37 protein-coding genes are annotated in these 25,967 nt (G+C 74.7%); 17 read left to right on the forward strand and 20 right to left on the reverse strand.

From position 1 onward, the window contains the following. Window positions 1-102: 102 nt before the first annotated feature. Complete coding sequence (locus tag KK617_RS01100) at window positions 103-1,764, forward strand: FAD-dependent oxidoreductase (RefSeq protein ID WP_277497546.1); 1,662 nt, start codon at window positions 103-105, stop codon at window positions 1,762-1,764. A 208-nt stretch (window positions 1,765-1,972) separates the two neighbouring features. Further along, window positions 1,973-2,212: a hypothetical protein gene (locus tag KK617_RS01105; protein ID WP_277497547.1), complete on the forward strand. Its 240-nt coding sequence runs from the start codon at window positions 1,973-1,975 to the stop codon at window positions 2,210-2,212. 62 nt (window positions 2,213-2,274) lie between these two features. On the opposite strand, the gene KK617_RS01110 is transcribed toward KK617_RS01105, so the two are convergent. From KK617_RS01110 to KK617_RS01135, 6 genes are all read right to left on the reverse strand, one after another. Then, a complete protein-coding gene (locus KK617_RS01110) occupies window positions 2,275-3,237 on the reverse strand; it encodes an amidohydrolase family protein (protein ID WP_277497548.1) in 963 nt (320 codons plus the stop codon). Next, on the reverse strand, window positions 3,234-3,716 hold the full coding sequence (gene smpB / locus KK617_RS01115; protein ID WP_277497549.1) for an SsrA-binding protein SmpB: 483 nt from the start codon (window positions 3,714-3,716) through the stop codon (window positions 3,234-3,236). Before smpB ends, KK617_RS01110 begins: the two co-directional genes overlap by 4 nt. Window positions 3,717-3,781: 65 nt before the next feature. Beyond that, window positions 3,782-5,143 (reverse strand): M23 family metallopeptidase, encoded by a 1,362-nt coding sequence (locus KK617_RS01120; RefSeq protein ID WP_277497550.1) that lies wholly within the window; start codon window positions 5,141-5,143, stop codon window positions 3,782-3,784. 58 nt (window positions 5,144-5,201) lie between these two features. After that, the gene (gene ftsX, locus KK617_RS01125; protein ID WP_277497551.1) at window positions 5,202-6,125 is read right to left on the reverse strand and encodes a permease-like cell division protein FtsX; all 924 of its coding nucleotides are present in this window, start codon (window positions 6,123-6,125) and stop codon (window positions 5,202-5,204) included. 49 nt (window positions 6,126-6,174) lie between these two features. Continuing rightward, window positions 6,175-6,864 carry a cell division ATP-binding protein FtsE gene (gene ftsE / locus KK617_RS01130; protein WP_277497552.1) on the reverse strand — a complete coding sequence of 230 codons (690 nt, stop codon included), beginning with the start codon at window positions 6,862-6,864 and terminating at the stop codon, window positions 6,175-6,177. 10 nt (window positions 6,865-6,874) lie between these two features. Then, complete coding sequence (locus tag KK617_RS01135) at window positions 6,875-7,312, reverse strand: LysR family transcriptional regulator substrate-binding protein (protein ID WP_277497553.1); 438 nt, start codon at window positions 7,310-7,312, stop codon at window positions 6,875-6,877. 567 nt (window positions 7,313-7,879) lie between these two features. On the opposite strand from KK617_RS01135, the gene KK617_RS01140 reads away from it, so the two are divergent. The 3 genes from KK617_RS01140 to rraA are packed head-to-tail and all read left to right on the forward strand — an operon-like array spanning window position 7,880 to window position 10,393. Continuing rightward, on the forward strand, window positions 7,880-9,190 hold the full coding sequence (locus tag KK617_RS01140) for an MFS transporter (RefSeq protein WP_277497554.1): 1,311 nt from the start codon (window positions 7,880-7,882) through the stop codon (window positions 9,188-9,190). 10 nt (window positions 9,191-9,200) lie between these two features. Then, window positions 9,201-9,854 (forward strand): hypothetical protein, encoded by a 654-nt coding sequence (locus tag KK617_RS01145; protein ID WP_277497555.1) that lies wholly within the window; start codon window positions 9,201-9,203, stop codon window positions 9,852-9,854. 23 nt (window positions 9,855-9,877) lie between these two features. Beyond that, a complete protein-coding gene (gene rraA / locus KK617_RS01150; RefSeq protein WP_277497556.1) occupies window positions 9,878-10,393 on the forward strand; it encodes a ribonuclease E activity regulator RraA in 516 nt (171 codons plus the stop codon). 12 nt (window positions 10,394-10,405) lie between these two features. On the opposite strand, the gene prfB is transcribed toward rraA, so the two are convergent. The 3 genes from prfB to KK617_RS01165 are packed head-to-tail and all read right to left on the reverse strand — an operon-like array spanning window position 10,406 to window position 12,606. Next, entirely contained in the window at window positions 10,406-11,524 is a 1,119-nt protein-coding gene (gene prfB / locus KK617_RS01155) for a peptide chain release factor 2 (RefSeq protein WP_277497557.1), read from the reverse strand. 36 nt (window positions 11,525-11,560) lie between these two features. Next, window positions 11,561-12,046, reverse strand: coding sequence for a hypothetical protein (locus KK617_RS01160; RefSeq protein ID WP_277497558.1), 486 nt, complete (start codon window positions 12,044-12,046; stop codon window positions 11,561-11,563). After that, entirely contained in the window at window positions 12,037-12,606 is a 570-nt protein-coding gene (locus KK617_RS01165; protein ID WP_277497559.1) for a sigma-70 family RNA polymerase sigma factor, read from the reverse strand. Before KK617_RS01165 ends, KK617_RS01160 begins: the two co-directional genes overlap by 10 nt. 170 nt (window positions 12,607-12,776) lie before the next feature. On the opposite strand from KK617_RS01165, the gene KK617_RS01170 reads away from it, so the two are divergent. The 8 genes from KK617_RS01170 to KK617_RS01205 all read left to right on the forward strand — a co-directional run bounded on the left by KK617_RS01170 (window position 12,777) and on the right by KK617_RS01205 (window position 16,027). Next, window positions 12,777-13,232 carry an Asp23/Gls24 family envelope stress response protein gene (locus KK617_RS01170; RefSeq protein WP_277497560.1) on the forward strand — a complete coding sequence of 152 codons (456 nt, stop codon included), beginning with the start codon at window positions 12,777-12,779 and terminating at the stop codon, window positions 13,230-13,232. A gap of 11 nt (window positions 13,233-13,243) precedes the next feature. Beyond that, window positions 13,244-13,594 (forward strand): hypothetical protein, encoded by a 351-nt coding sequence (locus tag KK617_RS01175; protein WP_277497561.1) that lies wholly within the window; start codon window positions 13,244-13,246, stop codon window positions 13,592-13,594. A gap of 30 nt (window positions 13,595-13,624) precedes the next feature. Then, a complete protein-coding gene (locus KK617_RS01180) occupies window positions 13,625-13,948 on the forward strand; it encodes a hypothetical protein (protein WP_277497562.1) in 324 nt (107 codons plus the stop codon). 46 nt (window positions 13,949-13,994) lie between these two features. Then, on the forward strand, window positions 13,995-14,171 hold the full coding sequence (locus KK617_RS01185) for a DUF2273 domain-containing protein (RefSeq protein ID WP_277497563.1): 177 nt from the start codon (window positions 13,995-13,997) through the stop codon (window positions 14,169-14,171). Next, window positions 14,164-14,583, forward strand: coding sequence for a hypothetical protein (locus tag KK617_RS01190; protein ID WP_277497564.1), 420 nt, complete (start codon window positions 14,164-14,166; stop codon window positions 14,581-14,583). Before KK617_RS01185 ends, KK617_RS01190 begins: the two co-directional genes overlap by 8 nt. Beyond that, window positions 14,580-15,182: a DUF6286 domain-containing protein gene (locus tag KK617_RS01195; RefSeq protein WP_277497565.1), complete on the forward strand. Its 603-nt coding sequence runs from the start codon at window positions 14,580-14,582 to the stop codon at window positions 15,180-15,182. Before KK617_RS01190 ends, KK617_RS01195 begins: the two co-directional genes overlap by 4 nt. After that, window positions 15,179-15,763: a hypothetical protein gene (locus tag KK617_RS01200; protein ID WP_277497566.1), complete on the forward strand. Its 585-nt coding sequence runs from the start codon at window positions 15,179-15,181 to the stop codon at window positions 15,761-15,763. Before KK617_RS01195 ends, KK617_RS01200 begins: the two co-directional genes overlap by 4 nt. 90 nt (window positions 15,764-15,853) lie before the next feature. After that, window positions 15,854-16,027: a CsbD family protein gene (locus KK617_RS01205; protein ID WP_277497567.1), complete on the forward strand. Its 174-nt coding sequence runs from the start codon at window positions 15,854-15,856 to the stop codon at window positions 16,025-16,027. A gap of 269 nt (window positions 16,028-16,296) precedes the next feature. On the opposite strand, the gene KK617_RS01210 is transcribed toward KK617_RS01205, so the two are convergent. Genes KK617_RS01210 through KK617_RS01250 form a run of 9 tightly spaced genes read right to left on the reverse strand, consistent with a single transcriptional unit; the run spans window position 16,297 to window position 22,424 of the window. Beyond that, a complete protein-coding gene (locus KK617_RS01210) occupies window positions 16,297-17,058 on the reverse strand; it encodes a glycoside hydrolase family 16 protein (protein WP_277497568.1) in 762 nt (253 codons plus the stop codon). Window positions 17,059-17,074: 16 nt separating this feature from the next. Further along, window positions 17,075-17,671, reverse strand: coding sequence for a GrpB family protein (locus KK617_RS01215; RefSeq protein WP_277497569.1), 597 nt, complete (start codon window positions 17,669-17,671; stop codon window positions 17,075-17,077). 13 nt (window positions 17,672-17,684) lie between these two features. Further along, a complete protein-coding gene (locus tag KK617_RS01220) occupies window positions 17,685-18,143 on the reverse strand; it encodes a pilus assembly protein TadG-related protein (protein WP_277497570.1) in 459 nt (152 codons plus the stop codon). Further along, window positions 18,140-18,631, reverse strand: a complete 492-nt coding sequence (locus KK617_RS01225) for a hypothetical protein (RefSeq protein WP_277497571.1) — start codon at window positions 18,629-18,631, stop codon at window positions 18,140-18,142. The genes KK617_RS01220 and KK617_RS01225 overlap by 4 nt, the downstream gene beginning before the upstream one ends. Next, entirely contained in the window at window positions 18,628-19,053 is a 426-nt protein-coding gene (locus tag KK617_RS01230; RefSeq protein ID WP_277497572.1) for a TadE/TadG family type IV pilus assembly protein, read from the reverse strand. Before KK617_RS01230 ends, KK617_RS01225 begins: the two co-directional genes overlap by 4 nt. Continuing rightward, window positions 19,040-19,261: a hypothetical protein gene (locus KK617_RS01235; protein ID WP_277497573.1), complete on the reverse strand. Its 222-nt coding sequence runs from the start codon at window positions 19,259-19,261 to the stop codon at window positions 19,040-19,042. Before KK617_RS01235 ends, KK617_RS01230 begins: the two co-directional genes overlap by 14 nt. 44 nt (window positions 19,262-19,305) lie before the next feature. Continuing rightward, a complete protein-coding gene (locus tag KK617_RS01240; protein WP_277497574.1) occupies window positions 19,306-20,268 on the reverse strand; it encodes a type II secretion system F family protein in 963 nt (320 codons plus the stop codon). Beyond that, window positions 20,265-21,119 (reverse strand): type II secretion system F family protein, encoded by an 855-nt coding sequence (locus tag KK617_RS01245; protein ID WP_277497575.1) that lies wholly within the window; start codon window positions 21,117-21,119, stop codon window positions 20,265-20,267. Before KK617_RS01245 ends, KK617_RS01240 begins: the two co-directional genes overlap by 4 nt. Before the next feature lie 3 nt (window positions 21,120-21,122). Further along, window positions 21,123-22,424, reverse strand: coding sequence for an ATPase, T2SS/T4P/T4SS family (locus KK617_RS01250; RefSeq protein ID WP_277497576.1), 1,302 nt, complete (start codon window positions 22,422-22,424; stop codon window positions 21,123-21,125). A gap of 124 nt (window positions 22,425-22,548) precedes the next feature. Here KK617_RS01250 and KK617_RS01255 point away from each other — a divergent pair, with 124 nt between their 5' ends. After that, complete coding sequence (locus KK617_RS01255; protein ID WP_277497577.1) at window positions 22,549-23,025, forward strand: hypothetical protein; 477 nt, start codon at window positions 22,549-22,551, stop codon at window positions 23,023-23,025. Then, entirely contained in the window at window positions 23,022-23,414 is a 393-nt protein-coding gene (locus tag KK617_RS01260) for a hypothetical protein (RefSeq protein WP_277497578.1), read from the forward strand. Before KK617_RS01255 ends, KK617_RS01260 begins: the two co-directional genes overlap by 4 nt. 73 nt (window positions 23,415-23,487) lie before the next feature. Here KK617_RS01260 and KK617_RS01265 read toward each other — a convergent pair whose 3' ends face one another. Together KK617_RS01265 and KK617_RS01270 are read right to left on the reverse strand one after the other, a co-directional pair. Further along, the gene (locus tag KK617_RS01265; RefSeq protein ID WP_277497579.1) at window positions 23,488-23,775 is read right to left on the reverse strand and encodes a helix-turn-helix domain-containing protein; all 288 of its coding nucleotides are present in this window, start codon (window positions 23,773-23,775) and stop codon (window positions 23,488-23,490) included. Next, window positions 23,772-24,176 carry a VOC family protein gene (locus KK617_RS01270; protein ID WP_277497580.1) on the reverse strand — a complete coding sequence of 135 codons (405 nt, stop codon included), beginning with the start codon at window positions 24,174-24,176 and terminating at the stop codon, window positions 23,772-23,774. Before KK617_RS01270 ends, KK617_RS01265 begins: the two co-directional genes overlap by 4 nt. A 94-nt stretch (window positions 24,177-24,270) precedes the next feature. On the opposite strand from KK617_RS01270, the gene KK617_RS01275 reads away from it, so the two are divergent. Further along, entirely contained in the window at window positions 24,271-24,855 is a 585-nt protein-coding gene (locus KK617_RS01275) for a hypothetical protein (RefSeq protein ID WP_277497581.1), read from the forward strand. 3 nt (window positions 24,856-24,858) lie between these two features. Further along, the gene (locus KK617_RS01280) at window positions 24,859-25,953 is read left to right on the forward strand and encodes an aromatic acid exporter family protein (protein WP_277497582.1); all 1,095 of its coding nucleotides are present in this window, start codon (window positions 24,859-24,861) and stop codon (window positions 25,951-25,953) included. The last annotated feature ends 14 nt before the right edge of the window (window positions 25,954-25,967 follow it).

Here is a 25,967-nt window from a genome sequence, read left to right on the forward strand (position 1 = left end):
CCCAACCAGACCGGTGCGAGCGCTATTCCGCCGCCCGGGTCGGCGAGCAGGGCGTCACCTGCTCGTCACCCACGAGGCTCGCCACGGCTCTATGCTCCCGCCGTGCCCACGCTCGCGCCGGTCGTCCTCCTCGTCTCCGAGCACCACCACGGCGTGCTCGCCGACCAGTTCGGTCGCTACGCACGCGAGTACGACGTGCGCACCGCCCGGTCGGCCGCGGAGGCCGTCGAGACCATCCGCGCCGCCCGCGCCGAGGACCGCGCGGTCGCGCTGCTCGTGCACGACGGCGCCCTGCCCGACGCGCACCCGCTCGTCGCGTTCGCCGAGTGGCGCGAGCTGGTGCCGACGGCGCGCCGGCTCGTCGCCTCGCCGTACGAGCGGTTCCTCGACGACAGCGAGACCCTGCGCCACGGCCTGGCGGCCGGCAAGTTCGACGCACACCTCCTGATGCCCCGCGGGGTGCGCGACGAGGAGTTCCACGGCGCGGTCTGCGAGCTGCTGTCGGACTGGGGCTCCACGTCGGTGGCGCCCGAGGTCGACACGGTGCGCATCGTCGGCGACCCCGATGCCACCCTCGAGCGCGCGATCAGCGAGTACACCGGCCGGATGGGCATGCCGACCCTCGTGCACGCCCCCGACAGCCCCGTCGGCGTGGAGCTGACCGCGGAGTTCACGGCCGCCGGCGGCGAGGCGACGTACCCCCTCGTCTCCCTCACGGGCCGGCCCCCGATCGCACCGCGCGACGTGCGCGCCGTCGCGGCCGCGTTCTACGGCCCGCCGCAGCCGGTCGGGTCCACCGACACCGTCGACCTCGTCGTCGTGGGCGCCGGGCCTGCCGGCCTGGCAGCGTCGGTGTACGGCGCGTCCGAGGGCCTCTCGACCGTGGTCGTCGAGGCCGAGGCGATCGGCGGCCAGGCGGGCACGAGCTCGATGATCCGCAACTACCTCGGCTTCCCGCGCGGCGTCTCCGGGATGCGGCTCGCGCAGCGCGCCCGTCTGCAGGCGATGCGGTTCGGGGCGCGGTTCGCCACGGGGTGGGAGGTCACCGCGCTGGAGACCGGGGACGGCGTGCACCGGGTCGTCACCGACGCGGGCACCGTCGAGGCGCGGGCCGTCGTCATCTCCACGGGCGTCGCCTACCGCAGCCTCGGCGTGCCGGCCCTCGAGAACCTCGTCGGCCGGGGCGTGCAGTACGGCTCCGCCACCTCCGTCGCCCGGGAGATGGAGGGGCACGACGTCGTGGTCGTCGGCGGCGGCAACTCCGCGGGCCAGGCCGCGCTGCACCTGGCGCGGTTCGCGCGGTCGGTGACGATCGTCGTACGACGCCCCTCCCTGGCCGAGACGATGTCGCAGTACCTCATCGACGAGATCCGCTGGAACCCGCGCGTCGACGTCGCACCCTGCTCGCAGGTCGTCGACGGCGGCGGCAACGGCCGGCTGGAGTGGCTCGACGTGCACGACACCTCGACCGGGCGCACCACCCGGCGCGAGGCGCACGGCCTCTTCCTGCTCATCGGCGCGGCGCCGCACTGCGGGTGGCTGCCGCCCGAGATCGCCCGTGACGCCCACGGCTTCGTGCTGACCGGCCGCGCCGTGCCCGAGGAGAGCTGGGTCGCCGGGATGCCGCCGGCCGACCTCGCGACGTCCGTGCCCGGCGTCTTCGCCGCCGGCGACGTGCGCGCCGGGTCGATGAAGCGCGTCGCGTCCGCCACCGGCGAGGGCGCGTCGGTCGTCTCGCTGGTGCACGCGCACCTGGCGCCCTGATGTCGAGGCTGTTCTCCCTGGCGAGTCGCGGGAGCGTCGAGGGGTTCCTCGAGCGCTACAGCGCGGACGACGCCCGGCTCGTCGAGAGCTCGGGCCGGACGTTGCTCATGCACGCGCTGCGGAACGACGACCCGCGGCGCGCGTCGCGATCGCGCGCCGGCTGCTGGACGACGGTGCCGATGCGGCCGCCACGATGCCGGACTCCGGGGTGAACGCGCTGCACGTGCTGCTCGGCGTCCTCGACCACGACTTCACCGCGGACGAGTTCGTGGCCGCGAACCCCGCCGCCCAGCCGTTGCCGGAGGCGCTCGTCACGCACGCGACCATCGACTTCGACGCGCACGTGCAGCGCGCGGGAGCGCCGGTGACGACGCTGCGCGACCGGGTGCTCGCCGAGACGAAGGAGGGCAACCCGCTGCGGAGGGCCGCGGAGGCGTCGGCGGGGTAGGCGGGCGTGGTTTCGAGGGCCGCTGGCGCGGCCACCTCGACCACCGGAACAGCGCGGGTGCCTCAGTCGCCGAAGAGCCGCGCGGCGTTGTGCCAGCACACCTTCGCGAGCCAGGCGTCGTCGAGGGCGGCGTGCCGCTCGCGCAACGCCTCCAGCACCTCGACCTGGTGCACGTAGGGGTAGGGGATGTTCGGGAAGTCGGAGCCGAACAGGATCTTGTCGCCCAGCGCCGCGTAGCGCGGCAGCAGCGCGTCGGGCACGTCGCCCGGGTGGCGACAGACGCCAGCCACCTCCCCCACCCTGTTGCTCGTCTCGGCGAAGAAGTGAGTGAACGCCATCGTGGTGTCGAGGTGGACCCGCTCGTAGGTCTCCGCCATCGTCAGGAACTCGTCGTACTCGGGTGCCCCCAGGTGGGCCATGACGAGCGCGAGGCGGGGGTGGCGCGCCAGCACCTCGGCAACCGGGCCGGGGCCGGTGAACGCGGTCGGCACCGGGCCGGAGCCGGCGTGGAGCACGACCGGGGTGCCGGAGGCCTCCAGCACCTCCCACACCGGCGCGAGCAGCGGGTCGCGCACGTCGAAGGCGCCGACCTGCACGTGCACCTTGAACACCTGGACGCCGGCGGCGACCCGGGCCGCGACGTACTCCCCCGCACCCGGCTCGGGGAAGAACGTGGCGCAGTGCAGCGCCTCGGGCACCCGCGCGGCGAACTCGGCCGCCCAGTCGTTGAGGAACTCGGCCATGCCCGGCTTGTGGGGGTAGGGCAGGGCGGTGAAGCGGCGGACGCCGTACGCGCGGAGCCGCTCGACGTTCGCCGCGTCGGTGTCGAGGTAGCGGATCGGCCACTCGCGGCCGATGAGCGGGCCCGCGGACGCGAACACCGCGCGCACCTTCTCGGTGACGCGCGGCGGCAGGAAGTGGGTGTGGACGTCGAACAGGCCGGGGACGCCGAGGCGCTGGAGGACCGCGTGCAGGTGGTCGCGGCGCTCCGCTGGGTCGTCGAGCGGGGGGACGCCCGCGCTCACACCCGGTCCATGCCCTTGAGCTGGCGGCCCAGCGCCTGCTGCTTCTCGCGGTTCGCCTGGCGCTCGGCCAGCGAGTGGCGCTTGTCGTAGGACTTCTTGCCCTTCGCCAGCGCGATCTCGACCTTCGCGCGACCGTCGGAGAAGTAGAGCGACAGCGGCACGATCGTGTAGCCCTTGTTGGCCACCTTCGTGGCGATCTTGTCGATCTCGGCGCGGTGGAGCAGCAGCTTGCGCTTGCGGCGGGCGGCGTGGTTGGTCCACGTGCCCTGCGCGTACTCCGGGATGTGCACCGCGTGCAGCCACACCTCGTCGTGGTCGATGTCGACGAAGCCGTCGACGAGGTTCGCCCGGCCGGCCCGCAGCGCCTTCACCTCGGTGCCCTGCAGGACCATGCCGGCCTCGAAGGTGTCCTCGATGTGGTAGTCGTGCCGCGCCTTGCGGTTCTGCGCGACGAGCTTGCGCCCCTGCTCCTTGGCCATCCGTCCATTCTCCCAGCAACGCGCAACCGGTTTGACCCGGTCGTCACGGGGCCGCGGGCCGCGGATCAGAAGTAGTTCATCGGGTTCGTCGGCGACCCGTTCTTGTAGACCGTGAAGTGCAGGTGGCAGCCGGTCGACCAGCCGGTCGAGCCGACGTACCCCACGAGCTGCCCGCGGCGCACGTCCTGCCCCACGCTCACGACGTACCGCGTGGCGTGGTTGTAGATCGTGGAGACGCCGGCGCCGTTGACGTAGCCGTTGTCGATGATGAGGCGGTTGCCCCACGCCGACTGGAAGTAGCGCTCGACGACCTCGCCGTCGGCAGCCGCGTACATCGGGGTGCCGCAGCCCGCGCCGAAGTCCACGCCGTCGTGCAGCGAGTAGTAGCCGTAGATGGGGTGCACCCGCATGCCGTACGGCGAGGTGACGCGCCCGTTGACGGGGTAGCTGAGGCCGCTGCTGCTGCCCCCGCCACCGCCGCTGCTCGAACCACCACCGCCGCTGGACCCGCCGCCACCGCCGCTGCCCTGGTTGGCGCGCTGGCGGGCGGCCTCGGCCGCGGCGGCCTCGGCGGCGCGCCGGCGCGCGGCCTCCGCGCGCTGGCGCAGGACGGTGCTGATGCGCTGCGACTCGGACTCCAGCGTGGCCAGCTCGGCCCGGTCGGCGTCGCGGGCCGACTGGGCGGCGGCCTCGACCTCGGCGTGGCTGGCGACGAGGGACTGCACCTGGGCCTCGGCCTCGGCGGCCTGCGCCTCCAGCGTGGCCATGCGCTCCAGGTTGGCGGCGGCCTCGGCGCGCTCGTCGGCGACGAGGTCGCGGGCCTCCTGCACCCGGACCTCCTGCACCTCGAGCATGACCTCGGCGGCCCGCAGGTCGTCGTACGCGCGGGCCTCGGTGCCCAGCACCGTGTCGCGCGCCGCCTCGGCCCGGGTGAGGTCGGAGAGGTCCTCGGCGCCGAGCATGGCGCCGAGCGCCTCGAGGTCGGCGTCGGGCGTCATCGACTGGTCGACGATCTGGCGGCCGACGCGGGCGCGCTGACCGACGACGTCGTCACGGCCGCCCTGCAGCTCGGCCTCGGCGGCGGCGAGCTCGACCTCGGCCGCGTTCAGCCGGGTCTGCATCTCGGCGTCGTAGGCCTGCGCCTGCCCCAGCTCGGCACGCGCCGTCGAGAGGCGGGCCTGCGCGGAGGCCAGCTGGGCGGTGGACTCGCGCAGCTGCGCGGTCGCGGCGGCGAGCTGGGCGCTGGACTCGGAGAGGTCGGAGTTCGTCGCGTCGATCTGGCCCTGCACCTGCCCCTGGCGCTCGCGCAGCTCGTCGTCCTCGTCGTCGGCGTACGCGAGGGGTGCGGTCGCGGCACCGGCCGCGACGGCGAGGGACACCGCGATCGCGGCGAGCCGTCGCCGCGACGGCAGGAGGAACTGCTGCATGGGGAAGCCTTTGCCTAGTTCGGGGAAGTGAACCGCACGCGACGGTAGACCACGCAGGTCACACCTTGAGGTATTTCCTCGTCAGCAGGAGTGTCGGCAGCACCGTCAGCAGCGGGCCGAGCAGCGCGATGACGCCGAACGCCACCCACCACTCGCCGAGCCCCACCCACGGCATGAAGTCGAGCGTGGCCGCTGCCCGGTCGTTCACCACGAAGCGCAGCAGGGCTGCCAGCGCCCCGCCGGCGAGCAGCACGCCGAGCAGCGCGGTCACCAGCGCCTCGAGCAGGAACGGCAGGGCGATGTAGAGGGTCGACGCGCCCACCAGCCGCATGATGCCGATCTCCTTGCGGCGCGCGAAGGCCGCCAGGCGGATCGTGTTGCTCACCAGCAGCAGCGCACCGATGACCAGCACCACCGCCGTGGCGATCGAGGCCCACTGCGCGGCCCCGAGGACGTCGAAGACGGGCTCCAGCAGCTCGCGCTGGTCGGTCACGCGTCGTACGCCGTCGAGGGTCGCCACCGCGCTCTCCACCCCGGCCGACTGCTCGGGGTCCTTCAGCGTGATCCAGAGGGACGCGTTGAAGTCCTCGGCCGTGACCGCGGCGTCCTCGCCCTCGATGAGGCGGCTGTCGCCCTGGGCGCGGGCCAGCTCGAGGGTCTTGTCGTAGGCGTCCTGCTGGGTCTCCTCGCGGACGCCGGCCGTCTCCGGGTTCTCCTCGATCGCCCGCAGGATGTCGGCCTTCTGCGCCTCGGTGACCTCGCCGTTGCAGGTGCCCGCGATGTCGGTGGCGTTGCAGAGGTAGACGGTGATCTCGACCTGGCTGCCGAACTGGCGGTCGGCGATGTCGGCCTGCTGCTTGAGCAGCACGCCGACGCCCACCAGCGTCAGGGAGACGAAGAGGGTGAGGATGACGGCGAGGTGCATCGAGACGTTGCGACGCAGGCCCTGCCCGAGCTCGGTGAAGACGTAACGCAGCTGCATGTGGGGGGAATCCGCTCCTGGTTCGGGGTGAGGCCGGGTGGGCTCTGCGTCAGCTCTGGAAGCCGTAGACGCCCTGGGCCTGGTCGCGCACGAGGTGGCCGTTCTCCAGCTCGATCACGCGCTTGCGCATCTGGTCGACGATGCTGTTGTCGTGCGTCGACATCAGCACGGTCGTGCCCGTGCGGTTGATGCGGTCGAGCAGCTTCATGATGCCGACCGAGGTCGACGGGTCGAGGTTGCCGGTCGGCTCGTCGGCGATGAGGATCTTGGGCCGGTTGACGAACGCCCGGGCGATCGCGACCCGCTGCTGCTCGCCGCCCGACAGCTCGTCGGGCATGCGGTCGGCCTTGCCGTCGAGGCCCACGAGCTCGAGCGTCTGCGGCACCAGCTCGGTGATCTGGGCGCGCGGCTTGCCGATCACCTGCAGCGCGAACGCCACGTTCTCCGCGACCGTCTTGTTCTGCAGCAGGCGGAAGTCCTGGAAGACCGTGCCGATCTGGCGGCGGTGCCGCGGGATCTTCCAGCTGGCGAGGCGGTTGATCTCGCGGCCGGCGACGTAGACCCGTCCCTGGGTGGCGCGCAGCTCGCGCAGCACCAGGTAGAGGAACGTCGACTTGCCCGACCCCGAGGAACCCACCAGGAAGACGAACTCGCCCTTCTCGATGTCGAGGGTGACGTCGTCGAGGGCCGGGCGGCCCTGGCCGGGGTAGGTCATGGAGACCTTCTCGAAGCGGATCACCGGAGGGACGTTAGCCCAGGCTCCCCGGGCCCCCGGCGACCACGGGGCGCGTGTTCTCCCCCACGCCGGGCCTGCGTCGGGCCGCCGCCCGGTCCACGAGCTCGTCGCGGAAGGCGGCCGCGGCGGCGGTGAGCGGCGTACCGGCCCGCCACACCACCGACAACCGCCACGGGGGCACGTCGTCGGCCAGCGGGCGGGTCACGCAGCCGTGCGTCGGCACGATCGAGGGCAGCACCGCGACGCCCGTGCCGGCCCGCACGAACGCCACGACCGACGGCAGGTCCCCCGCCTGCACCACGAGCCGCCGCTCCAGCCCTGCGCCCGCCAGGGCGGTCTCGAGCAGCACCCGGTTGGCGTAGCCGGGCAGCGTGTCCACCCACCGCTCCTCCGCGAGCTGCTCGAGGCGTACGACGGACCCGCTCGCCGCCGGGTGCCCCTCCGGCAGCACCGCCAGCGCAGCTCGTCGAGGAGGCGCCCCGCCAGGTCGGCCGGGCGCGGCAGCGCGGAGAAGGCCAGGTCGAGCCGTCCGCGCCGCACGTCCTCGTGCAGCCCCGTCGACCCCGCCGGGGAGGCGACGAGCGTCAGCTCGACGTCGGGGTGACGCTCCTGGAACGCCGACGCCGCGGCGGGCACCTCGAGGGCGTCGAGCGCGGGGAACAGCCCGACCCGCACGCGTCCCCGCAGCCCGGCCGCGGGCTCGCGCGCCTCCGAGCGCAGGCGGGCGAGCGCCGCGAGGGCCTCGCGGGCGGCCGGGACCGCCCGCTCCCCCGCCGCGGTCAGCCGCATGCTGCGCGTCGTGCGCTCGAAGAGCACCGCGCCGAGGTCGCGCTCGAGCGAGCGCAGCGCCGCCGAGACCGTCGACTGGGCGGCGTGCACCCGGGTCGCGGCGCGCGTGACGCTCAGCTCCTCCGCGACCGCGACGAAGACCTCCAGGCTGCGCTCGTCCACCGGGCCAGCCTCGCACTGTTCGGTCGCTCCGCACAGTGCGATCGAAGAACTTCGTTGGACTCGATCAATGCGCGGGCGGACCCTGGAGGCATGGAGCACCCCACCACCCCCGCCCGGCACCCCGGGCAGTCGGCACCGACCGGGCACCGCCGCGGCGCGGTCGTCGTCGCCGTGGCCTTCGCGGTCGGCGGCGTTCGCGACGCTGCCCACGCCGCTCTACGCCGAGTACCGCCGCGCCGAGGGCTTCTCGTCCCTCAGCGTCACCGTCGTCTTCGCGGCCTTCGCGGTCGGCGTGCTGCTGGCGCTCGGACTCGCCGGCCACCTCAGCGACGTGCACGGGCGGCGCAGCCTCCTGCTGGCGGCGGGCGTCGCCCAGGTGCTCTCCGCCGCGGCGTTCGTCGCGACCACCGACCTGGCGGGCGTCCTCGTCGCTCGCGTGCTCTGCGGCGTCGGCGTCGGGCTCCTGGTGCCCACCGCGACCGCGGCGCTCGCCGAGCTGCTCGGGGCCGGCGGGCGGGGAGCGGGCGGGCGGACCGCCGCCTCGACCGTCGTGGTCGCCAACCTCGGCGGGCTGGCGGCCGGCCCGCTCGTGGGCACGGCGCTCCTGGCGGTCACGGGCACCCCGCTGCGCGACCCGTTCCTCGTGCTCGGCGTCGCGCTCGTGCTGGCGACCGCCGCCCTCCTGCTGGTGCCGGAGACGCGGGCACCCGCGCGGCCGCGTCCGCCGTACCGGCCGCAGCGGCTGGCGGTCCCGCCCCACGCGCGGGCCACGTTCTGGTCGCTGGCGCTCGCCTCGTGCGCGGCGTTCTCGGTGCTCGGCAGCTACGCCGCGCTCGCCCCGCGGCTGATGGCCGAGGTCTTCGCGGTCGACTCGGTGCTGCTCGCGAACCTGCCCGTCACCCTGCTCTTCGGCTGCGCCGCGCTCGGCCAGCTGGCCACGGCCTCGTGGTCGACGAGTCGGCGGCTGGCGGGCGCGGCGGTGTTCCTGGGCGGCGGGCTCGCCCTCGTGGCGGCCACCGCGCTGGCCGCGAACCTGCCGGGCGCCCTCGTCGCCGCCGCCGTCGCGGGCACCGGCGTGGGCCTGGCCTTCCGCTCGGCGGTCGCCGGCGTCGTGGCCCTCGCCCCGCCCGAGCGGCGCAGCGGGGTGACGGCGTCGCTGCTGCTCGTGACGTACGCCGGCCTCACCGTGCCCGTCGTCGCCGTGGGGCTGCTCGCCGAGGTCGCGTCGGCCACGACCACCCTCGTCACGCTCGCCGGCGTCGTCGGCACCGTCGTCGTGGTCACGACCGGCGCGGGCGCGCGGGTGCTGTCACGTGCCGAGCAGCACTCGTCGGGGTCGCCCCCCGCGTCCTCCCCCGTCTCGTCCCCCGTGTCCTAGGGTCGACCGGGTGAACCGCCCGGTCCCCGCCCTCGCCGCTCTCGTCGTGCTCGCCCTCGGCACGGTGGCCTGCACGGGCGACGACGGGGGTGACGGCGACGCACCGGTCGCGTCGCCCACGACCACCGCACCCCCGGCGCTCGCCGACCTCGACACCACGACCCTGGGCGTCGAGCGCTCCGCGTTCTGCGACGACGTCACCGACGAGGCGGTCGCCGCCGCGCTGGGCGCCCCGCCCGTCGAGGCGGTGCCGTGGGACACGGGCGCGCCGACGCAGATCGCGCCCGGCCGCGAGGACCTCGTCCACGAGGTCGGGTGCCGCTGGTACGGCGAGGGCGGCGCCGCCGCGCCCACGAGCCCGGCCGCCTCCGCCTGGGTGTTCGTGCCGCCGACGACCCCGGCGGCGGCCGCGGCGTACGTCGAGGAGACCGCGGCGACCGAGGGCTGCCGCGTGCTCGAGGGGCAGCCGGCGTACGGCGCGCCCTCCCTCGCCCAGCTGTGCGGCGCCGAGGGAGTCGCGGAGGTCTCGTTCCGCGGGCTGCTCGGCGACGCCTGGCTCACCTGCACGCTGCGCGTGCCGACCTCCGCGGCGTTCGACGAGGCCGCCACGGTCACCCGCGCCTCCGACTGGTGCGCCGCCGTCGCGGTCGCCGCCGGCCCCTGATCCCCCACCCGAGGAGAGCCACGATGATCGACCGCAGCGCGTTCCTGGCCGGCACGGCCACCACGTCCGACCTCGTCGACGCGCTCGTCGACGCGCTCGTCGACGCCGGCCTCGAGGTGCGCTCGTGCAGCACACAGCTGCGGCTGTACGGCGCACGCCCCCGCTTCACGGGCCCCGTCCGCACGGTGCGCTGCGACCGGGACAACGGGCTGGTGAAGCGGACGCTGAGCTCGCCCGGTGACGGCGCGGTGCTCGTCGTCGACGGCGGCGGGTCGCCGTGGTCGGCGCTCATGGGCGACCAGATCGCCGCCGCGGCGGTCGCCAACGGCTGGGCCGGCGTCGTGATCAACGGTCCCGTGCGGGACGTGACGGCCCTGGCCGGGCTCGACCTCGGCATCAAGGCGCTCGGGTCCAACCCGCGCAAGAGCGCGAAGGACGCCGCGGGCGAGGTCGACGTGCCCGTGACGTTCGGCGACGTCACGTTCACGCCCGGCGCGACGCTGTGGAGCGACGAGGACGGGATCGTCCTCACCGACTGAGCAGCCGGTGCCTCAGCTGGCGTCCGCCTTCTCGGCGCCGCGGCGCCAGCGGATGCCCGCCTCGAGGAAGCCGTCGATCTCGCCGTCGAAGACCGGCGTGGGGTTGCCGACCTCGTAGCCGGTGCGCAGGTCCTTGACGATCTGGTACGGGTTCAGCACGTAGTTGCGCATCTGGTCGCCCCACGACGCCTGCACGTCGCCGCGCAGCCCGTCGAGCTCGGCCTTCTCCTCGGCCTTCTTGAGCGCGAGCAGCTTGGCCTTGAGCACGACCATGGCGCTGGCCTTGTTCTGCAGCTGCGACTTCTCGTTCTGGCAGCTGACGACCGTGCCGGTCGGGAGGTGGGTGAGACGCACCGCGGAGTCGGTCGTGTTGACCGACTGGCCGCCGGGACCGCCGGAGCGGAACACGTCGACGCGGATCTCCTCGTCGGGGATGTCGATCTCGTCGGTCTGCTCGAGCACCGGCACGACCTCGACCGCGGCGAACGAGGTCTGGCGCCGGCCCTGGTTGTCGAACGGGCTGATGCGCACCAGGCGGTGCGTGCCCGACTCCACCGAGAGGGTGCCGTAGGTGTAGGGCCCGTGGATCGCGAAGGTCGCCGACTTCAGGCCCGCCTCCTCCGCGTAGGAGGTCTCGAACACCTCGACCGGGTAGTTGTGGTGCTCGGCCCAGCGGGAGTACATGCGCAGCAGCATCTCCGCGAAGTCCGCGGCGTCGACGCCACCGGCGCCGGCGCGGATCGTCACGAGGGCCTCGCGGGCGTCGTACTCGCCGTTGAGGAGGGTGCGCACCTCGAGGGCCTCGACCGCCTTGTGCAGGCGGCCCAGCTCGGCGACGGCGTCGGCGAGCGAGTCGGCGTCGCCCTCCTCCTGCGCGAGCTCGACCATGATCTCGAGGTCCTCGATGCGGCCCCGCAGGGTCTCGAAGCGCTCGAGCTCGCCCTGGAGCGCGGAGAGGCGGCCGGTCACGCGCTGGGCGTTGGCCTGGTCGTCCCACAGGTCGGGGGCCGCGACCTCCTCCTGGAGGGCAGCGACCTCCCGCTGCATGCTCTCGACGTCGAGCACCTGCTCGATGGTGCGCATCGTCGCGCCGAGCTGCTTGATCTCTTGGTCGAAGTCGGGTCCAGCCACGATGACCAAGCCTACGTCACGGCGTGCGGCCCCCGGTCAGACCAGCCGGGGGTCACCGACGGCGACGTCGGTGACGGCGACGACGACGTCGTCGGGGCCCAGGTCGGGGTCCGGGCCGAGCAGCCCCCGCAGCAGGTCCAGCACCTGCGCCCGTACGGCGTCCCCCAGGGCGGGCAGCACGGTGCCGTAGGCCGCGACGAGGTCGATCTCGACGCCGGTGAGCCGGCCGTCGTCGACGAGCAGCCGCAGGCCCTCGGGGGCGTGGCTGGGCGAGGACTGCAGCAGCTCGCGCAGCGCCGTGCGGACGACGCGCTCCGAGACGTAGGTGCGCGAGCCCGCGGCGTCCTGGTCCGGCCGACCGTCGGCGGCGAAGGTCAGCAGGGGCTCGGAGGGCAGCACCGAGCTGCGCACGCGTGCCATCACCGAGGCGGACAGCTCGACCCACCCGCCGGGCGGCTCAGGCCGCTCGCTCCGGGCGGTCTCGGTCGCGCGGACGAACGGGTCGACCGGCTCTAGCGCCACCGTTCCATCCTCTCGGCCAGGGTGCGTCGTCCGCGGTGCAGGTGCCCGCGGACGCTTCCGGTGCTCAGGTCCAGCGCCGCGGCGATCTCGTCGTACGACAGACCCTCGATCTCGAAGAGCAACCAGGCCGCGCGCTGGTGCCACGGTAGTTCGTCGAGCGCGGCCTGCAAGGCGGCGAGCAGCTCGGAGTCGAGGGCGTCGCGCAGCGGGTTGTCCTCCGCGGGCCGCAGCGCGGCCGAGAGCAGCTCGTCGTCGATGGGGGTGGGGCGGCGGTGGCGCTGCAGGTCGGCGGCGCGGCGGTGCACCAGCCGGAAGAGCCACGTGCGCAGGCTCGAGCGGCCCGCGAAGGTGTCGAGCCCCTTCCACGCGGAGATCAGCGCCTCCTGCGTGACCTCCTTGGCGTCCGCGTCGCTGCCGCCCACGAGGCGCAGGGCGTAGCGGTACATCCCGGGGGCGTGGCGGTCGACGAGCACGGCGAAGGCCTCCTCGTCCCCCAGGCGCGCAGCACGCAGCAGCGCGTCGTCGGTGGCTCCGCTGCGCTGCGGGCCGTTCGGGCTCATACCGGTGGATCGTGACGGGGCCCTCCAAGCGGGCCCATCCGCAGGTGCCCTCGGCGACGAACAGCAGTCGCCCCTCGGGAGGGTCGTGACCCGGATCACACGGCGGCCGCGTGACGATCCCGGGCCTCCACGCGACCAACACCTGTCCGACACGAACGAGAGGAACCACGATGACCGAGAAGCAGAGCACCACGACGACCACCGCCCTCGAGAGCCGCGGCACCACCGCGCTGACCTCCGAGGCCGGCCGCACCTCCATCGCCGACACCGTGGTCTCGAAGATCGCCGGCATCGCCGCCCGCGACATCAGCGGCGTCCACGACCTCGGCGGCGGCACCGCCCGCGCCGTCGGCGCGCTCCGCGAGCGCATCCCCGGCTCGCGCACCAACCTGTCGCAGGGCGTGAGCGTCGAGGTGGGCGAGCGCCAGGCCGCCGTGGACCTCGACATCGTCGCCGAGTACGGCGTCGCGATCGCCGACCTCGCCGCCGCCATCCGGCGCAACGTCATCTCCTCGGTGGAGCGGATGACCGGGCTCGAGGTCACCGAGGTCAACATCACCGTCCACGACGTCTTCCTCGACGACGGGCAGGACGACGTCGAGCCCGCCGCCCCCCGCGTGGAGTGAGCGAGCCCAGCGTGGACCCGCACGAGGTCGCCCTGCCGGAGGAGCCGGCGGCGCCCGCCGCGGCGGTGCTGGAGGACCCGGTCGACCTGGTCGCCCGCGCCGTCCGCTCCGTCCCCGGGGTGCACGACCTGCACGGCGGCGTGCTGGGCGAGGTCGCGACGTACCTCCCCGGCCGGCGCGTCGCCGGCATCCGGCTCCGCGAGCCCGGTGCCGACGTGCACGTCGTGCTCGCGTGGGCGGCGCCGCTGACGGCGACCACCGAGGCGGTCCGCGCGGCCGTCCGCCCCCTCGCGGGCGGGCCGGTCGACGTGACCGTCGAGGACGTGGCCCCGCCCGGCGCGCCCCGGCCCACCGACGACTGACCGCACCACCCACCCCATCCAGGAGGAGACGTGGAGGCACCCGCCACCGCGCGCACCGACGCCGACGCCCTGCGCCGGCTCCGGCGCGAGGCCGCCCTCGCCCACCACCCCGACCGGGGCGGTGACGCAGCGACCTTCGCCCGCGTGATGGCCGAGCTCGAGGTCCTCCGCAGCCGCGGCACCGACGCGGTGCTGCCCCCTGCGGCGACGGCCACCCCCGTGGTCGTCGTCCCCGGCAGCCGGCTGCGGCGCGCCGCCCACGTCGTACGACGACAGGGGCGCGCCGCGGCCGGGGGGATCCGCCGACGGGTCCCCCGGGGCCTGCCCGGCGCCCGCCGGTACGGCCACCTCTGAGCACGCCTCCCCCACACCACCCGTGAACCCGAAGGAGAACACCCTCATGACCACCTCCAGCCTCGGCCTCGTCGCCGGCCTGCTGCTGACGATCGCCGTCACCACCGGCGGCTTCCTCGGCCTGCTCCTCGCGGTCGTCCTCGGCGGCGGCGGCTACCTGCTCGGCGGCCACGTCGACGGCGAGCTCGACCTCGGAGCCCTCGTGCGAGGACGTCGTGGCTGAGCAGGCCGTGGCGCCGACCCGCCCGACGGTGCCCGCGCACCGCGGCGAGCCCGCGCCCGACGACGCCGAGAACCGCGGCACGCTCGAGGTGCGCACCACGGCGGTGCGCACCCTGGTGGAGCGGGCGGTGCTGGAGACCCCCGGCACGGTCGCCCACCGCAGCGCGCTGGGCCGTCTGACCGGCCAGGGCAGCCCCCGGGCCGACGTGGAGATGCACGGTCGCAGCGCCCGGGTGAGCGCCGACGTGGCCGCCGTGTGGCCGTGCTCGGTGACCGCGATCGCCGCCGGCGTGCGCGACCGCGTGCGGGAGCGCGCGGCCCGCCTGTCCGGCGTGCACATCAGCACCGTCGACGTGACCGTGCACGTCGTCTCCCCCGACGACGTCGACTCCCCGCGGAGGAGGGTGGAATGAGCGAGACCCTGGAAGCCCGACGCGGCACCACCCGTGCCGCCACCCCGCCCGACGTGGCGCTGCCGAAGCCGCTGAGCGCCCCGCCCCGCGCCCTGCCCGGCGCCGGCGCCGTGGCCGTGCTGCTCGGCATCGTCGTCATCGGCCTGGCCGTCGTGGGTGTCCACGACCTGGCGGTGCGCCAGGGCTGGGCGACGACGCGCACCGAGTGGCTGCGCTCGACGGTCGATGCCGTCGACGGCCTCACCCCGTCGCTCGGCCTGCTGATCGGCGCCGCCGTGCTCGGCGTCGTCGGCGTGCTCCTCGTGCTCGTCGCCGTGAAGCCGGCGCGGGCCACGCACCGGCCGACGAAGGACGGGCGCCTCGACCTGTGGCTGGCGCCCGGCGCCCTCGCCGCCCTCGCGCAGAGCGCGGCCGACCGGGCCCCCGGCGTCGTCGCCGCCGAGACCGTCCGCGTCTCGCGCCGCAAGGTCCGCATCGCGGTGACGACGAACCGCGAGCCCGCGCCCGTGCGGCAGGCCGCCCAGCGCGCCGCGCAGGAGGCCGTCGGCCACCTGACCCGTGCCCGCATCGACGTCGTGACGAAGGAGCTGCCGCGATGACCCCCCGCGTCCGCGTGCTCGACCGCACGCTCACCCTGCTGCTCGGCCTCGGCCTGGTGGTGCTCGCCCTGTTCGCCTTCGACTGGCGCTTCGGCGTCGTGGGGCGCTACCAGGACAGCCTGCCGACCGGCCCCGCGAGCGACGTCGTCGCCAGCGGCTGGTGGCCCTGGGTGTTCGCCCTCGCGACCGTGCTGCTGGGCCTGCTGGCCCTGGCGTGGCTGCTGGCGCACCTGCGCCGCCCGGGCCCGTCGAGCCAGCGGCTCGACTCCAGCGACGAGACGGGCCGCCTCGAGGTGGACCTGCGCTCGGTGGCCGCGGCCGCCGCGGAGCGGTTCGCCACGATGGCCCCCGTCACCGGCGCCCGGGGCACGACCGAGGCCCGGGGCCGCCGCACCCTGCTGGTGCTCCACGCCTCCGTCGACCCGGCGGCCGACGCCACGACGCTGACCGAGGCGACCGAGGCGAGCGCCCGCGAGGTCGCCGCCGCGTTCCCCGACGACGACGTGCGCCTGCGCGTCGTGCTCGACGCCCCGCGCCGCAAGCGGCTCGGCCGCGGCACCGACCGGGTCCGGGTGCGCTGAGCGCGTCCCGTCCCTCTGAGCCCCGTGCACACCACGCGCGGTGGGAGCGCCCGCTCCCGACTTGTGATCACCGACCGGAAGGAGAACGACATGGGTATCGCCGACAAGGCCAAGAACGCCGCCGAGGACCTGGCCGGCAAGGCCAAGGAGGTCGTCGGGGACGTCACCGGCAACGACGAGCTCAAGGCCGAGGGCAAGGCCGACCAGACCAAGGCCTCCGCGAAGGACAAGGTCGAGGGCGTCAAGGACACCTTCAAGAGCTGACGCCTCGCAGGTGCGTGCGGGCCCGGTCGCCACTGGCGGCCGGGCCCGCGGCGCTACCGGTGGTTGAGATGGCCGCGCCAGCGGCCTCGAAACCACCACCTCACCGCGGACGTCCGCCGGCCCGCCCCGGACGTCATACCGATCGTGGCCCCAAGGGCTCGCCCCGCATGACGTCCCGCGACCCGCCCCGGACGTCATACCGATCGTGGCCCCAAGGGCTCGCCCCGCATGACGTCGCACGGGGTGCTCGGGGCGAGCGCCTCCACCCCCTACCTGCTGACCGCTCGTACGGCGTGCACGTGGGCGGTCTTCGGGTACGCCGCGGGGTCGCGCCGCTCGTCGGCCGGGAACTCGAACAGGTCGATCATCAGCTGCTGCTCGTAGTCGATCCGTTGCGCGCTCGTCGCCACCACCGCCCCGTCGACGGTGAACTCGACGCGCTCGCCGCCCCAGCGCACGCCGTACTCGTGCGGCTGGGTGGCGTCGATCGGCAGGTCGACGTCGGTGACCTCGTCGACGAGGCGGGGGTCGTGGTGGGCCTTGACGCCGACGCGGACGGTCGAGCCGCCGGGGCCGATGCGGTCGCCGAACAGCTCGGCGATGCAGAGCTCGCCGGAGTCGTCGGGGCCGGAGTCGTCGACGCCGACCAGCCAGATGCCGAGCATGCAGGTGGGGTCGGGGCTCGCGCTGGCGCGCACGACGACCTCCCCGGCGTCGGCCACCCACCCCTTCCACGTCGGCGTCCCCGTCACGACGACGAGGCCGTCGGGGCGGTGGCGGTGGGTGCCGGCGGTGCCGCCGACCGGGCCGGCCCACGTCGCGGTCTGCACGTTGCTGACCCGCATCTGCCCGTCGGCCTCGCGCCAGGCGGGCTGATCGGCGTCGACGCGCAGCCGCAGCCCGTGCTCGTCGAGGTCGTAGCGCGCCGCCGACCGCTTCGGGATCGTCCAGTGCGGCAGGTAGTGCGGCACCCAGAGGTCGGGGTCGAGCGCCGGGGCCGTGAACGTCTCGTCGATGCGCGCGCGGGTCACGGCAGGAGTATCCGACTCAGAGCAGCCCGTGCGCCCGGAACACGTCGTCGAGGATGGCGTGCACGACGGGCTCCTTGCGCGCGTTGTAGTCCATCACCACCCCACTCACCGCGTTCGTCTCGTCGGCGGCGGCCCGCTTCGCGGCGGCGTACCGCTCCCGGTCCGCCGGGTGCTCGCGCAGCCAGTCACGCAGCAGCCGGTGCCGCACGACCTCGGGGCAGTCGGGGCCCCACACGTGCACGTTGGCGCGCGGGGCCTCGCCGCGCAGGATGCGGTGCTCGTGCCAGCGCGGCTCGCGCAGCAGCAGGGTGAGGCCCGCGGCCTCGAGTGCGGGCACGTACGCCGCCTCGTCGCGCGGGTCGGGCACCGTCACGTCGACGTCGATCACCGGCTTCGCCGCCAGCCCCGGCACCGCGGTCGACCCGACGTGCTCGACGGCCAGCGCCACCGGGCCGAGTGCGGCCCGGATCAACTGCTCGAGACCGGCGTACGCCGCGGGCCAGAGCGCGTCGTACCCGACGACGGCGATGTGCTCGACCACCTCGGGTACGACGCGCTCCACGTTCGCGGGGTCGTGGACGTAGTGGCGGACGATCTCGGCGGGCTCGAGCACGGGGCGAGGCTAGTCAGCCGAGCTGCAGCGCCGCCGTACCCGTCGCGGCCACGGTGGCCTCGTCGGGCCCGCCGGGGAGGACGAGCGGAAGGTCGAGCGGGGCGTCGACCCGCACCTCGACCGTGCCGCCGTCGACCGCCACGTCGAACTCGAGCCCCGGCCAGCGGGCGTGGGCGCCGATCTCCTGCAGGTACGACGCGACCGCCGCCTCGGCGGCCTTCTCCGTCTGGATCGCGCGACGGTCGGCGCGGAACCCGCCCGTGTACGCCTCCCCGCCCAGCGCCCCCGCGTCCGCACCCGCCAGCGCCGCCCCGTCCGCGACCGTCGCGAGGCCCTGGCGCTGCAGGTACGCCGCCGACGCGTCCACCACGACGGCCAGCAGCATGAACAGCACGCCCGCGAAGCCGACGATCATCAGCGTCGTCTGGCCGCGCTGGTCCCGCCGACGCAGCCCGCTGGCCGGGGCGCTCACGACGCCTCCCGGAACTGGCCGTACGGCACGGAGTGCGTCGCCTCCAGGGCGAACGTCGGCGCGCCGCCGCCGAGCACCTCGGGGAGGTAGGGCAGCTCGACCGCCGAGTCGACGACGACCGTGATGATCGCGCCCGGCAGTCGACAGGCGGCCGGACCGGTACGGCGCGCCTCACCGTCGGGCGCGCTGCAGCTCACCTTCACCCCGACGGGCTCCTCGATGCCCTGGTCGGAGAACGCCAGCCGGGCGGCCGCGTCCGCCGCCGCCTGCCCGGAGGCGTGGTCGTCGGAGAGCGCGTAGGCGCGGGCGGCGGTGCGCGACGCGGACGTCACCGCGAACGCGCCGCGCTGCACGTCGAAGACCGCGAGCACGATGTAGATGACCGGGACGAGCAGGATGATGCCGAGCCAGGTCAGCTCGATGACGGCGCTGCCGCGCTGGTCTCGCACCCGCCGCTGCCGGCGACCCCGGCTCGCCCCCGCGCTCACGGCGCCTCCTCGACGGCGTGCCCCTGCACGCGCAGCTCGATGCCCGGGCCGCCGAGGCCGAGCGCGGGCACGGTGGCCTCCACGGTCACCCGCACGCCGGGCCGTCCCTCGACGGGCCGCTCATCGACCCGGATGCGCTGCGCGAAGCGCGAGGCCACGGCGCGCTCGATCTCCTCGCGGGTGCGGCGCTCGCCGTCGGCCAGCGAGCGGTCGTACGCCGCCGCGTGCCGCGCGCCCTCGGACGCCGCCGACGTCAGCGTGTTGCGCACGTGGAGCACCAGCGCGACCTGCGCGATCCCGGCGAACAGGGGCAGCAGGACGACGAGCACCAGCACGAAGTCGACGACGGCCGAGCCGCGCTGGTCACGTCGCCGCCCGTCTCGCCCGGAGCGCGAGCGGCGCGGGCGCTCAGCCCAGGCCACTGACCGAGCCGAGCGCCCGCGACAGCATGGCGTTGAGCTCGGGACCGGCGAAGGTCCAGATGGCGTAGACGAGGCCGGCGGTCATGACGGTGACCATGACCCAGCCGGGCACGTCGCCGCGCTGGGTGCGGCGCGCCGTACCCCCGGTCAGCAGCAGCACGGCCGCGCGCAGGCGGGCGAGCAGGTGGATGAGTCCCGAGACGGACATGTCGCTCCTTGGGTGGTGGGAGGGAGGGCAGGACGAGGAGGGGCTCACGGCGCCACCAGCCGGAGACCGATGACGCCGGGGTAGAAGGCGAAGAGCACCACGACGGGGAGCACCAGGAAGACGACCGGCACCATCATGAAGACCTCGCGGCGGGCCGCGGACTCGATGAGCTCGCGCCGGCCGGCGTCGCGCACGTCGGCGGCCTGGGCGTGCAGCACGTCGGACAGCGGGGTGCCCCGCTCGACCGCGACGGCGATGCCAGAGGCGAACCGCGCCACCAGCGGCAGGCCGGTCGTGGCGGCCATCCGGTCGAAGGCGTCGGCGACCGGCTCGCCGGTGCGGACGGCGGCGAGGACCCCGGCGAGCTCGCGGGACAGCTCGCCGCCACTGCGCCGTACGACGCGCTCCAGCGCCGCCACCGGGCCCTCGCCCGCGGCCACGGCGAGGGCGAGCAGCTCGGCGACGGTGGGGAACTCCTCGATGATGCGCCGCTCCCGGCGGCGCACCTGCGACGTCAGGTGCTGGTCACGCGCCAGGACACCACCGACGAAGGCGAAGAGGCAGAACACGATCGCGCTCACGGCGGCGCCCGGGTCGGCCAGCGTCCGCACGGCGCCCCAGACGGCGGCGGCCGCGAACGCGGCGAGCCCCCAGGTGACCTGCTCGATGCGGAACTCGTGGACGGACCGGTCGATGCCCGCCCGCGCGAGGCGCCGCCGTACGGACGTGGCTCCGCCCAGCACCTTCTCGACGCCGTCGGCGGCGCTGCGGAGCAGCGGTCCGAAGACGCCGGACGCGGCACCCAACGGACCACCGGTCCCGGCGCCGACGGCGGGCAGCGACGCCCGGCCCGGGGAGGCACCGGAGAGACGGGGGACGTCCCGCACGAACGGTGCGACCCGCAGGGCCAGCGGCGGCCGCCGGACGGCCCGCACTCGCGCGAGGACGAGCAGCACGCCACACGCGACCGTCGCGCCCAGCAGCGCCCCCCACAGGGCCGGGCTCACCGGAGGATCCGCCGTTCGGTCGGCAGCCGCCCGATCCGCATCATCAGGCGATAGGCGACGACGCACACGGCCGCGCCGGCGACGAGGATCGCCGTACCGGTCGGGGTGGCGTAGCGGCGGATGACCTCGCCCTGGAACGACATCATCAGCAGCACCAGCCAGGGCGCCGCGACCGCGAGCCGCGCGCCGTTGACGGTCCAGGCCTGGCGCGATTGCATCTCCGAGCGCAGCCGGGCGTCGTCGCGCAGGTAGCCCGACAGGTTGCGCAGCAGGCGGCCGAGCTCGCCGCCGCCGACCTCGCGCGCGATGCGGAGGCCCTCGACGACGCGGTCGCCGACGGGGTCGGCCAGCCGCTCCTTCAACCGGTCGAGGCAGTCGGAGAAGCGGCCGGTCACCTGGTAGTCGAGGGCGAACGCCGCGAACGCGGGCCGCAGCGCCTCGGGGCCCCGCTCCCCCAGGCCGGCGACGGCGTCGGGCAGCGACAGCCCGGCGCGCACGGCGGACGCGAGGTTGTCGACGGCGTCGGGCCACACGTCCGCGAACTCCGCCTGCCGCGTGCGGGCGCGGGCGCTGACGAGGGCGTAGGGCAGGTACGCCGCCAACGCGCCGAAGACGAGCGCGATCGGGGGCGTGCGCGACACGGCCTGCAGGATCACCGCGGCAGCCGTCCCGCAGAGGGCGCACAGCACGACGAAGCTCGCGGGCGAGACGCTGGTGAGCCCTGCACGGGCGAGCAGACGAGCCAGCGCGCCGGGACCACGCTCAGTGGCGCGCGGCGTGCGCGGCACGAAGAACGCCGACCACACGAGGAGGAGCCCCAGCCCCACCCCCAGCCCGACGACCGCCCCCACCGCTCAGCCCGCCTGCAGGATCCGGTGGACGTCGATGCCGTTGCGCTCGAAGGCCTCGACGCGCGGCGGCATCCCGTGGGTGCGACGCAGCTCGCCCGACTGGCGCACGAACAGCGGCTCGACCTCGATGACGTCGTTCTCGACCCGGCCGGGCACGCCGACGATCTCGTTCACCCGCCGTACCCCGCCGGGATCGATGCCGAGGTGGACGACGATGTCGACCGAGGCCGCGACGGTCGGCACGACGAACTTGGCCGACACGTTCTCGCCCGCCAGCAGCGGGAGGGTGCACATCTTCACCAGCGCCTCGCGGGCGCTGTTGGCGTGCAGCGTGCACATGCCCGGGAGACCGGAGTTGAGTGCGAGGAGCAGGTCGAGGCACTCCTCGGAGCGCACCTCCCCCACGATCACGCGCGAGGGGCGCATCCGCAGCGCCTCCTTCACCAGCGCCCGCAGCGGCACCTCGCCCGTGCCCTCGAGACCGGCCTGGCGCGTCTGCATCGCCACCCAGTCGGGGTGGGGGAAGCGCAGCTCGAAGACCTCCTCGGCTGACACCACGCGGTCACCGCCCGGGATGGCCGCGGCCAGGCAGTTCAGCATCGTGGTCTTGCCCGCCTGGGTGCCGCCGGCGACCAGCACGTTGAGCCCCGCCCGTACGGCGGCCGTGAGGAACGCGGCGGCCTGCGGTGTCATCGACCGCAGCTCCACCAGGTCGTGGAGACCGGCCGCCTTCAGCACGAACTTGCGGATGTTCACCGCCGTGAACCCTCGCGTGATGCCCTCCAGCACCACGTGCAACCGGTGCCCGTCGGGCAGCATCGCGTCCACGAACGGGCTCGACACGTCCAGACGCCGGCCGCTCGTCTTCAGCATCCGCTCCACCAGGTCCGCCACCTGGGCCTGGGTCAGCATCAGGTTCGTCAGCTCGTGGCGCCCGTTGCGCGCCACGAACACCCGCGAGGGGTCGTTGATCCAGATCTCCTCCACCGACGGGTCGTCCAGCAGCGGCTGCAACGGACCGAAGCCCGCCACCCGCGCCACCACCTCCGCGACCACCGCCGGCGGGTCGACCAGCTTCGCCACCGCACCCGTCATGGACAGGTCGTCGTGCTCACGCGCCGCGTCCTCCGCGATCCGGCGCACCGCGGCCACGTCGCGCTGCGGGTCCACCCCCTGGGCCCGCACCACCTCGCGCACCCGGGCGTCGAGGGCGTCGACCACGGCGGCCGGGGCAGCAGCCACCGGCGCACCCGTCGGCACCGCCCGCTGCCCGGGCGCACGAGAACGCGCGTCGGCGATCGACATGTTGAGCCCTCATCCCGAGTAGAGGTCGTCCACGGATCCGCCGCCCATTGCAATCCAGGCCGGCGGGGGCTCGCAACCACTCATCCACAGGTTTTGCCCGCCGGAGTCGTGCATGCTCACCCCCGTGACAACTCCACGCAGCAGTGACGCGACCGGCGGGCCGAGGGGACGCCGTACCCGGTTGCGGCGTGCCGCACCGCTCGCTGCCCTCGCCGGCGCCGCGGCGGTCTTCGTCGCGGCGGTCGTCTACCTCACGGTGGACACGGACCGGCGCCCGTCGCCGGACGGGGCGCGCGTCGCATGCCACGCGCACGTCGAGAGCGAGCTCGGCCAGCTGGTCCGCTTCGACCCGTCGCCGACGGTCGCCGCGGACGGCGACTACGTCACCGTGAGCGGTACGTTCAGCAGGGCGACCGGTCCCGGCGACGGCGGCGAGTACCACTGCGCGGCCCACTGGGTCGGTAGTGACGACGGCGGCTGGTCGGTGGGCACGTCCGCGCTCGCCGACGACCCGACGGCGGAGCCCACGCCCACCGTCATCGCCCGCCACCGCCCGTCCCCCACCCCGACGGCAGAGCCTCCGTCGGCGAGCACGCCGTGACCACCCGGCGGCGCGGGTGGGTGCGGCGCGTCGTACCCCTCGCCGCCCTCGCGACGGGGGTCGGGGTGTTCGCGCTCGCGGCCGGATACCTCTTCATCGACCGCGACGGGCCGCCCACCGACCACGGGGCGCGCCTCGCCTGCGAGGCGGCCCTGCAGGAGACGACCGAGGACGAGCTGCGGTTCGACGTGCCGGAGAGCGTGCACCGGGACGGCGACGCGGCCACGGTGGACGGCTCGTTCGGTCTGCAGGGCCAGCCCGACGACGTGGGCAACGGCAGCTACACCTGCGCGGCGCGGTGGACCGGCGGCGAGACCGCGCCGTGGGAGGTCGATCAGTTGTCGACGCTCACGGTGAACCGCTCGGGGTTCGACGTCCCCGCGCCCTGAGGGCGCATCGCTCAGATGGACATCACGAGGTCGGGGTGCCGGCGGTAGGACGCGCTGAGACGTGGCGCGCTCGTCACGGAGGAGCCCCCTCGGCGCCCCATCTCCTCAGCGCGAGGATCGGTTCTCGCAGGGCGAGACCGCGTTCGGTGAGCGCGTAGGCGCGGGTGTTGTGCTTCAGCGGCAGCCGGGACAGGACGCCCGCCGCCTCGAGCTCGCGCAGACGGATGGCGAGCATGTTCGTCGGCGCCCCCAGGGCCCGCTGCAGGTCCCCGTAGCGCTGTGGCCCGTCGAGCAGCTGGTCGACGACGAGCAACGCCCAGCGGGCTCCGAGGATGTCGAGCGCCGCGGCCAGGTCGCTCATGCAGTCGCGTCGGCGTCCGGCTTCATCCAGAACGGCGAGTAGTGGTAGCCGTCGGGGTCATCGAACTGGCGCTGGTACATGAAGGGGTAGTCGTCGGTGCCGCCGATCCGTCCGCCGGCGGCCCCGGCCCGCTCGACGAGCTCGTCGACGGCCTCCCGGCTGCCGAGGTCGAAGGAGACCGTGACCTTCGACGGCGTGTCGACCCCGCCGACCAGCTCCTCGACGCCGCCGACGCTGGCGTACATCTCGCGGCTCCCGAGCATGACGTACTGCCCGGGTGCGATCTCGAAGCACGAGACGTTGTGGTCGGACATCTCGGCGTTGCGGATCCACCCGAGAGCGCCGTAGAAGGCGGTTGCGCGTTCGACGTTCTCGACCGGGCAGGTGATGAAGAGGCTCATGCGGAACATGCTTGTAAAAACGAAGTGCGGCGTCAAGGGTCACCGCGCGGCGGACGCGGAGACCCGGGCCACCCGCCGTGCCTAGGATCCCGCCATGGGTCTCAGCTTCTCGCTCCTCGCCCTCTCGCGCGACGGCGCCCTCGACCTGTCGCGCCCCTCGGAGGGGGCCGAGGCGGACGCCGCCGCGGTGGTGCAGCGGCTGTTCCCCCGCACTCCCCACCAGCTGACGCAGAGCCGACCGCTGCTGCAGACCGCCTTCCCGCCCCGGGGGACGCCGGTGGTCGGCGTGTTCGAGTCCGGGGTGCTCGTCGCGACCCGGGACGCCCACCTCTACGACCCCGGCATCCTCCACGCGCGCTACCGCAAGCTCACGGAGTGGCCGGACGTGCGGCTGCTCACCGCGGCCTCCGTCAACGACATGTTCGCCTACGGGCGCTGGGCGTCGGGCGAGCTGGCCCGCTGCTTCTCGGTCAACGCCGTGGCCGGCGTCGTGCGTGACCGCGGGACGCCCGACCCCTTCGAGGAGCAGCTCGCCGTCGACCCCGAGAACTGGCTCGACCTGTGCAACGCGGCCCTCGCGTCCGTGCTCCGGTTGCAGGGCGACGCCGCGCCGGGCTTCGCCGGGGCGGTGCCGTGGGAGGACGTCACGATGCACGTCTTCGAACGCGCGCACGGGTAACCGGTGCTCGTGCACGACCTCGAGCCCCGCCGCGCGCTGACGCGCACCCTCGCCCACCGCCCCGCCCTCACCGTCGCCGCGAAGGCGGCACTGGCGGCGGTGATCGCCTGGCTGGTCGTGCAGCCGTGGGGCGACGTGGCCGACGACTACGCCTACTACGCGCCGCTGGGCGCCGTCGTCTCGGTCTCCACCACCGTGGCCCAGTCGGTGCGCGCCACCCTGCAGTCGGTCGTCGCCATCGGTCTCGGGGCGACGCTGGCGGCCGCCGCCATGTTGAGCGACCTGCCGCAGCTGCTCGCCCTCGCCCTCGTCGTCGGCGTCGGCAGCATGCTCACCTCGTGGCCGCGGCTCGGCACCATGGCGAGCTGGGTGCCCATCTCCGCGCTCTTCGTGCTCATCATCGGGCGGGAGGACCCGTGGCACTACGTGCTCGGCTACCTCGGGCTCACCACGGTCGGCGCGGCCATCGGCGTCGTCGTCAACGCCGCCTTCCCGCAGCTGCCGCTCGTCTCCACGGCCGCGGCCCAGGACGCGCTGCGCACCGAGCTGGCCGGGCAGCTCGACGACCTCGCCGACGGGCTGAGCCAGGAACCGCTGCCCCGCCCCGAGGAGTGGGCGAGCCGCCGGCGCGACCTCAGCCAGCAGACCCGCCGCATGCAGGACCTCGTCGCCCGCGCCACCGAGGCCCAGCAGGCCAACTGGCGCGCCCCACGCTGGCGCACCAGCGCCGAGCGCACCCTCGACCAGGGCCGCGCGCTCGACAACCTCGCCTTCCAGGTCGAGGGCGTCACCGAGCTGCTCGCCGAGAACGAGCACGCCGCCAACGAGCACGTCGTGCTCGGCCCCGAGCTGCGCCCCGGCGCCGCCCGCGCCCTCACCGCGCTGGCCGACGCGCTGCGCTCCGTCGACGACGCCAAGGCCGACCCCGAGGCCCACGACACCGCCCGCGCCACCCTCGAACGGCTCGCCGCCGACATCCAGGAGATGCGCCGCGAGACCGACGCGGAGTACTTCGCCGCCGGCAGCCTCGTCGTCGCCATGCGCCGCGCGCTCGCGACGATCGCGCCGTCCGACCGGGGCGCGCGACCGAGCGCCTGACGCCCCGCCCGCTC

Source organism: Nocardioides sp. ChNu-99 (assembly GCF_029493445.1).
Classification (GTDB): domain Bacteria; phylum Actinomycetota; class Actinomycetes; order Propionibacteriales; family Nocardioidaceae; genus Nocardioides.

What these genes read in the sequence shown, in the direction of transcription:
- smpB (WP_277497549.1), bottom strand. Translation starts at nt 3,716, where the DNA reads ATGGCCAAGGAGCAGGGGCGCAAGCTCGTCGCGCAGAACCGCAAGGCG.
- KK617_RS01120 (WP_277497550.1), bottom strand. Translation starts at nt 5,143, where the DNA reads ATGCAGCAGTTCCTCCTGCCGTCGCGGCGACGGCTCGCCGCGATCGCG.
- ftsX (WP_277497551.1), bottom strand. Translation starts at nt 6,125, where the DNA reads ATGCAGCTGCGTTACGTCTTCACCGAGCTCGGGCAGGGCCTGCGTCGC.
- KK617_RS01140 (WP_277497554.1), top strand. Translation starts at nt 7,880, where the DNA reads ATGCGCGGGCGGACCCTGGAGGCATGGAGCACCCCACCACCCCCGCCC.
- rraA (WP_277497556.1), top strand. Translation starts at nt 9,878, where the DNA reads ATGATCGACCGCAGCGCGTTCCTGGCCGGCACGGCCACCACGTCCGAC.
- KK617_RS01165 (WP_277497559.1), bottom strand. Translation starts at nt 12,606, where the DNA reads ATGAGCCCGAACGGCCCGCAGCGCAGCGGAGCCACCGACGACGCGCTG.
- KK617_RS01170 (WP_277497560.1), top strand. Translation starts at nt 12,777, where the DNA reads ATGACCGAGAAGCAGAGCACCACGACGACCACCGCCCTCGAGAGCCGC.
- KK617_RS01185 (WP_277497563.1), top strand. Translation starts at nt 13,995, where the DNA reads ATGACCACCTCCAGCCTCGGCCTCGTCGCCGGCCTGCTGCTGACGATC.
- KK617_RS01195 (WP_277497565.1), top strand. Translation starts at nt 14,580, where the DNA reads ATGAGCGAGACCCTGGAAGCCCGACGCGGCACCACCCGTGCCGCCACC.
- KK617_RS01200 (WP_277497566.1), top strand. Translation starts at nt 15,179, where the DNA reads ATGACCCCCCGCGTCCGCGTGCTCGACCGCACGCTCACCCTGCTGCTC.
- KK617_RS01205 (WP_277497567.1), top strand. Translation starts at nt 15,854, where the DNA reads ATGGGTATCGCCGACAAGGCCAAGAACGCCGCCGAGGACCTGGCCGGC.
- KK617_RS01235 (WP_277497573.1), bottom strand. Translation starts at nt 19,261, where the DNA reads ATGTCCGTCTCGGGACTCATCCACCTGCTCGCCCGCCTGCGCGCGGCC.
- KK617_RS01250 (WP_277497576.1), bottom strand. Translation starts at nt 22,424, where the DNA reads ATGTCGATCGCCGACGCGCGTTCTCGTGCGCCCGGGCAGCGGGCGGTG.
- KK617_RS01265 (WP_277497579.1), bottom strand. Translation starts at nt 23,775, where the DNA reads ATGAGCGACCTGGCCGCGGCGCTCGACATCCTCGGAGCCCGCTGGGCG.
- KK617_RS01270 (WP_277497580.1), bottom strand. Translation starts at nt 24,176, where the DNA reads ATGAGCCTCTTCATCACCTGCCCGGTCGAGAACGTCGAACGCGCAACC.
- KK617_RS01275 (WP_277497581.1), top strand. Translation starts at nt 24,271, where the DNA reads ATGGGTCTCAGCTTCTCGCTCCTCGCCCTCTCGCGCGACGGCGCCCTC.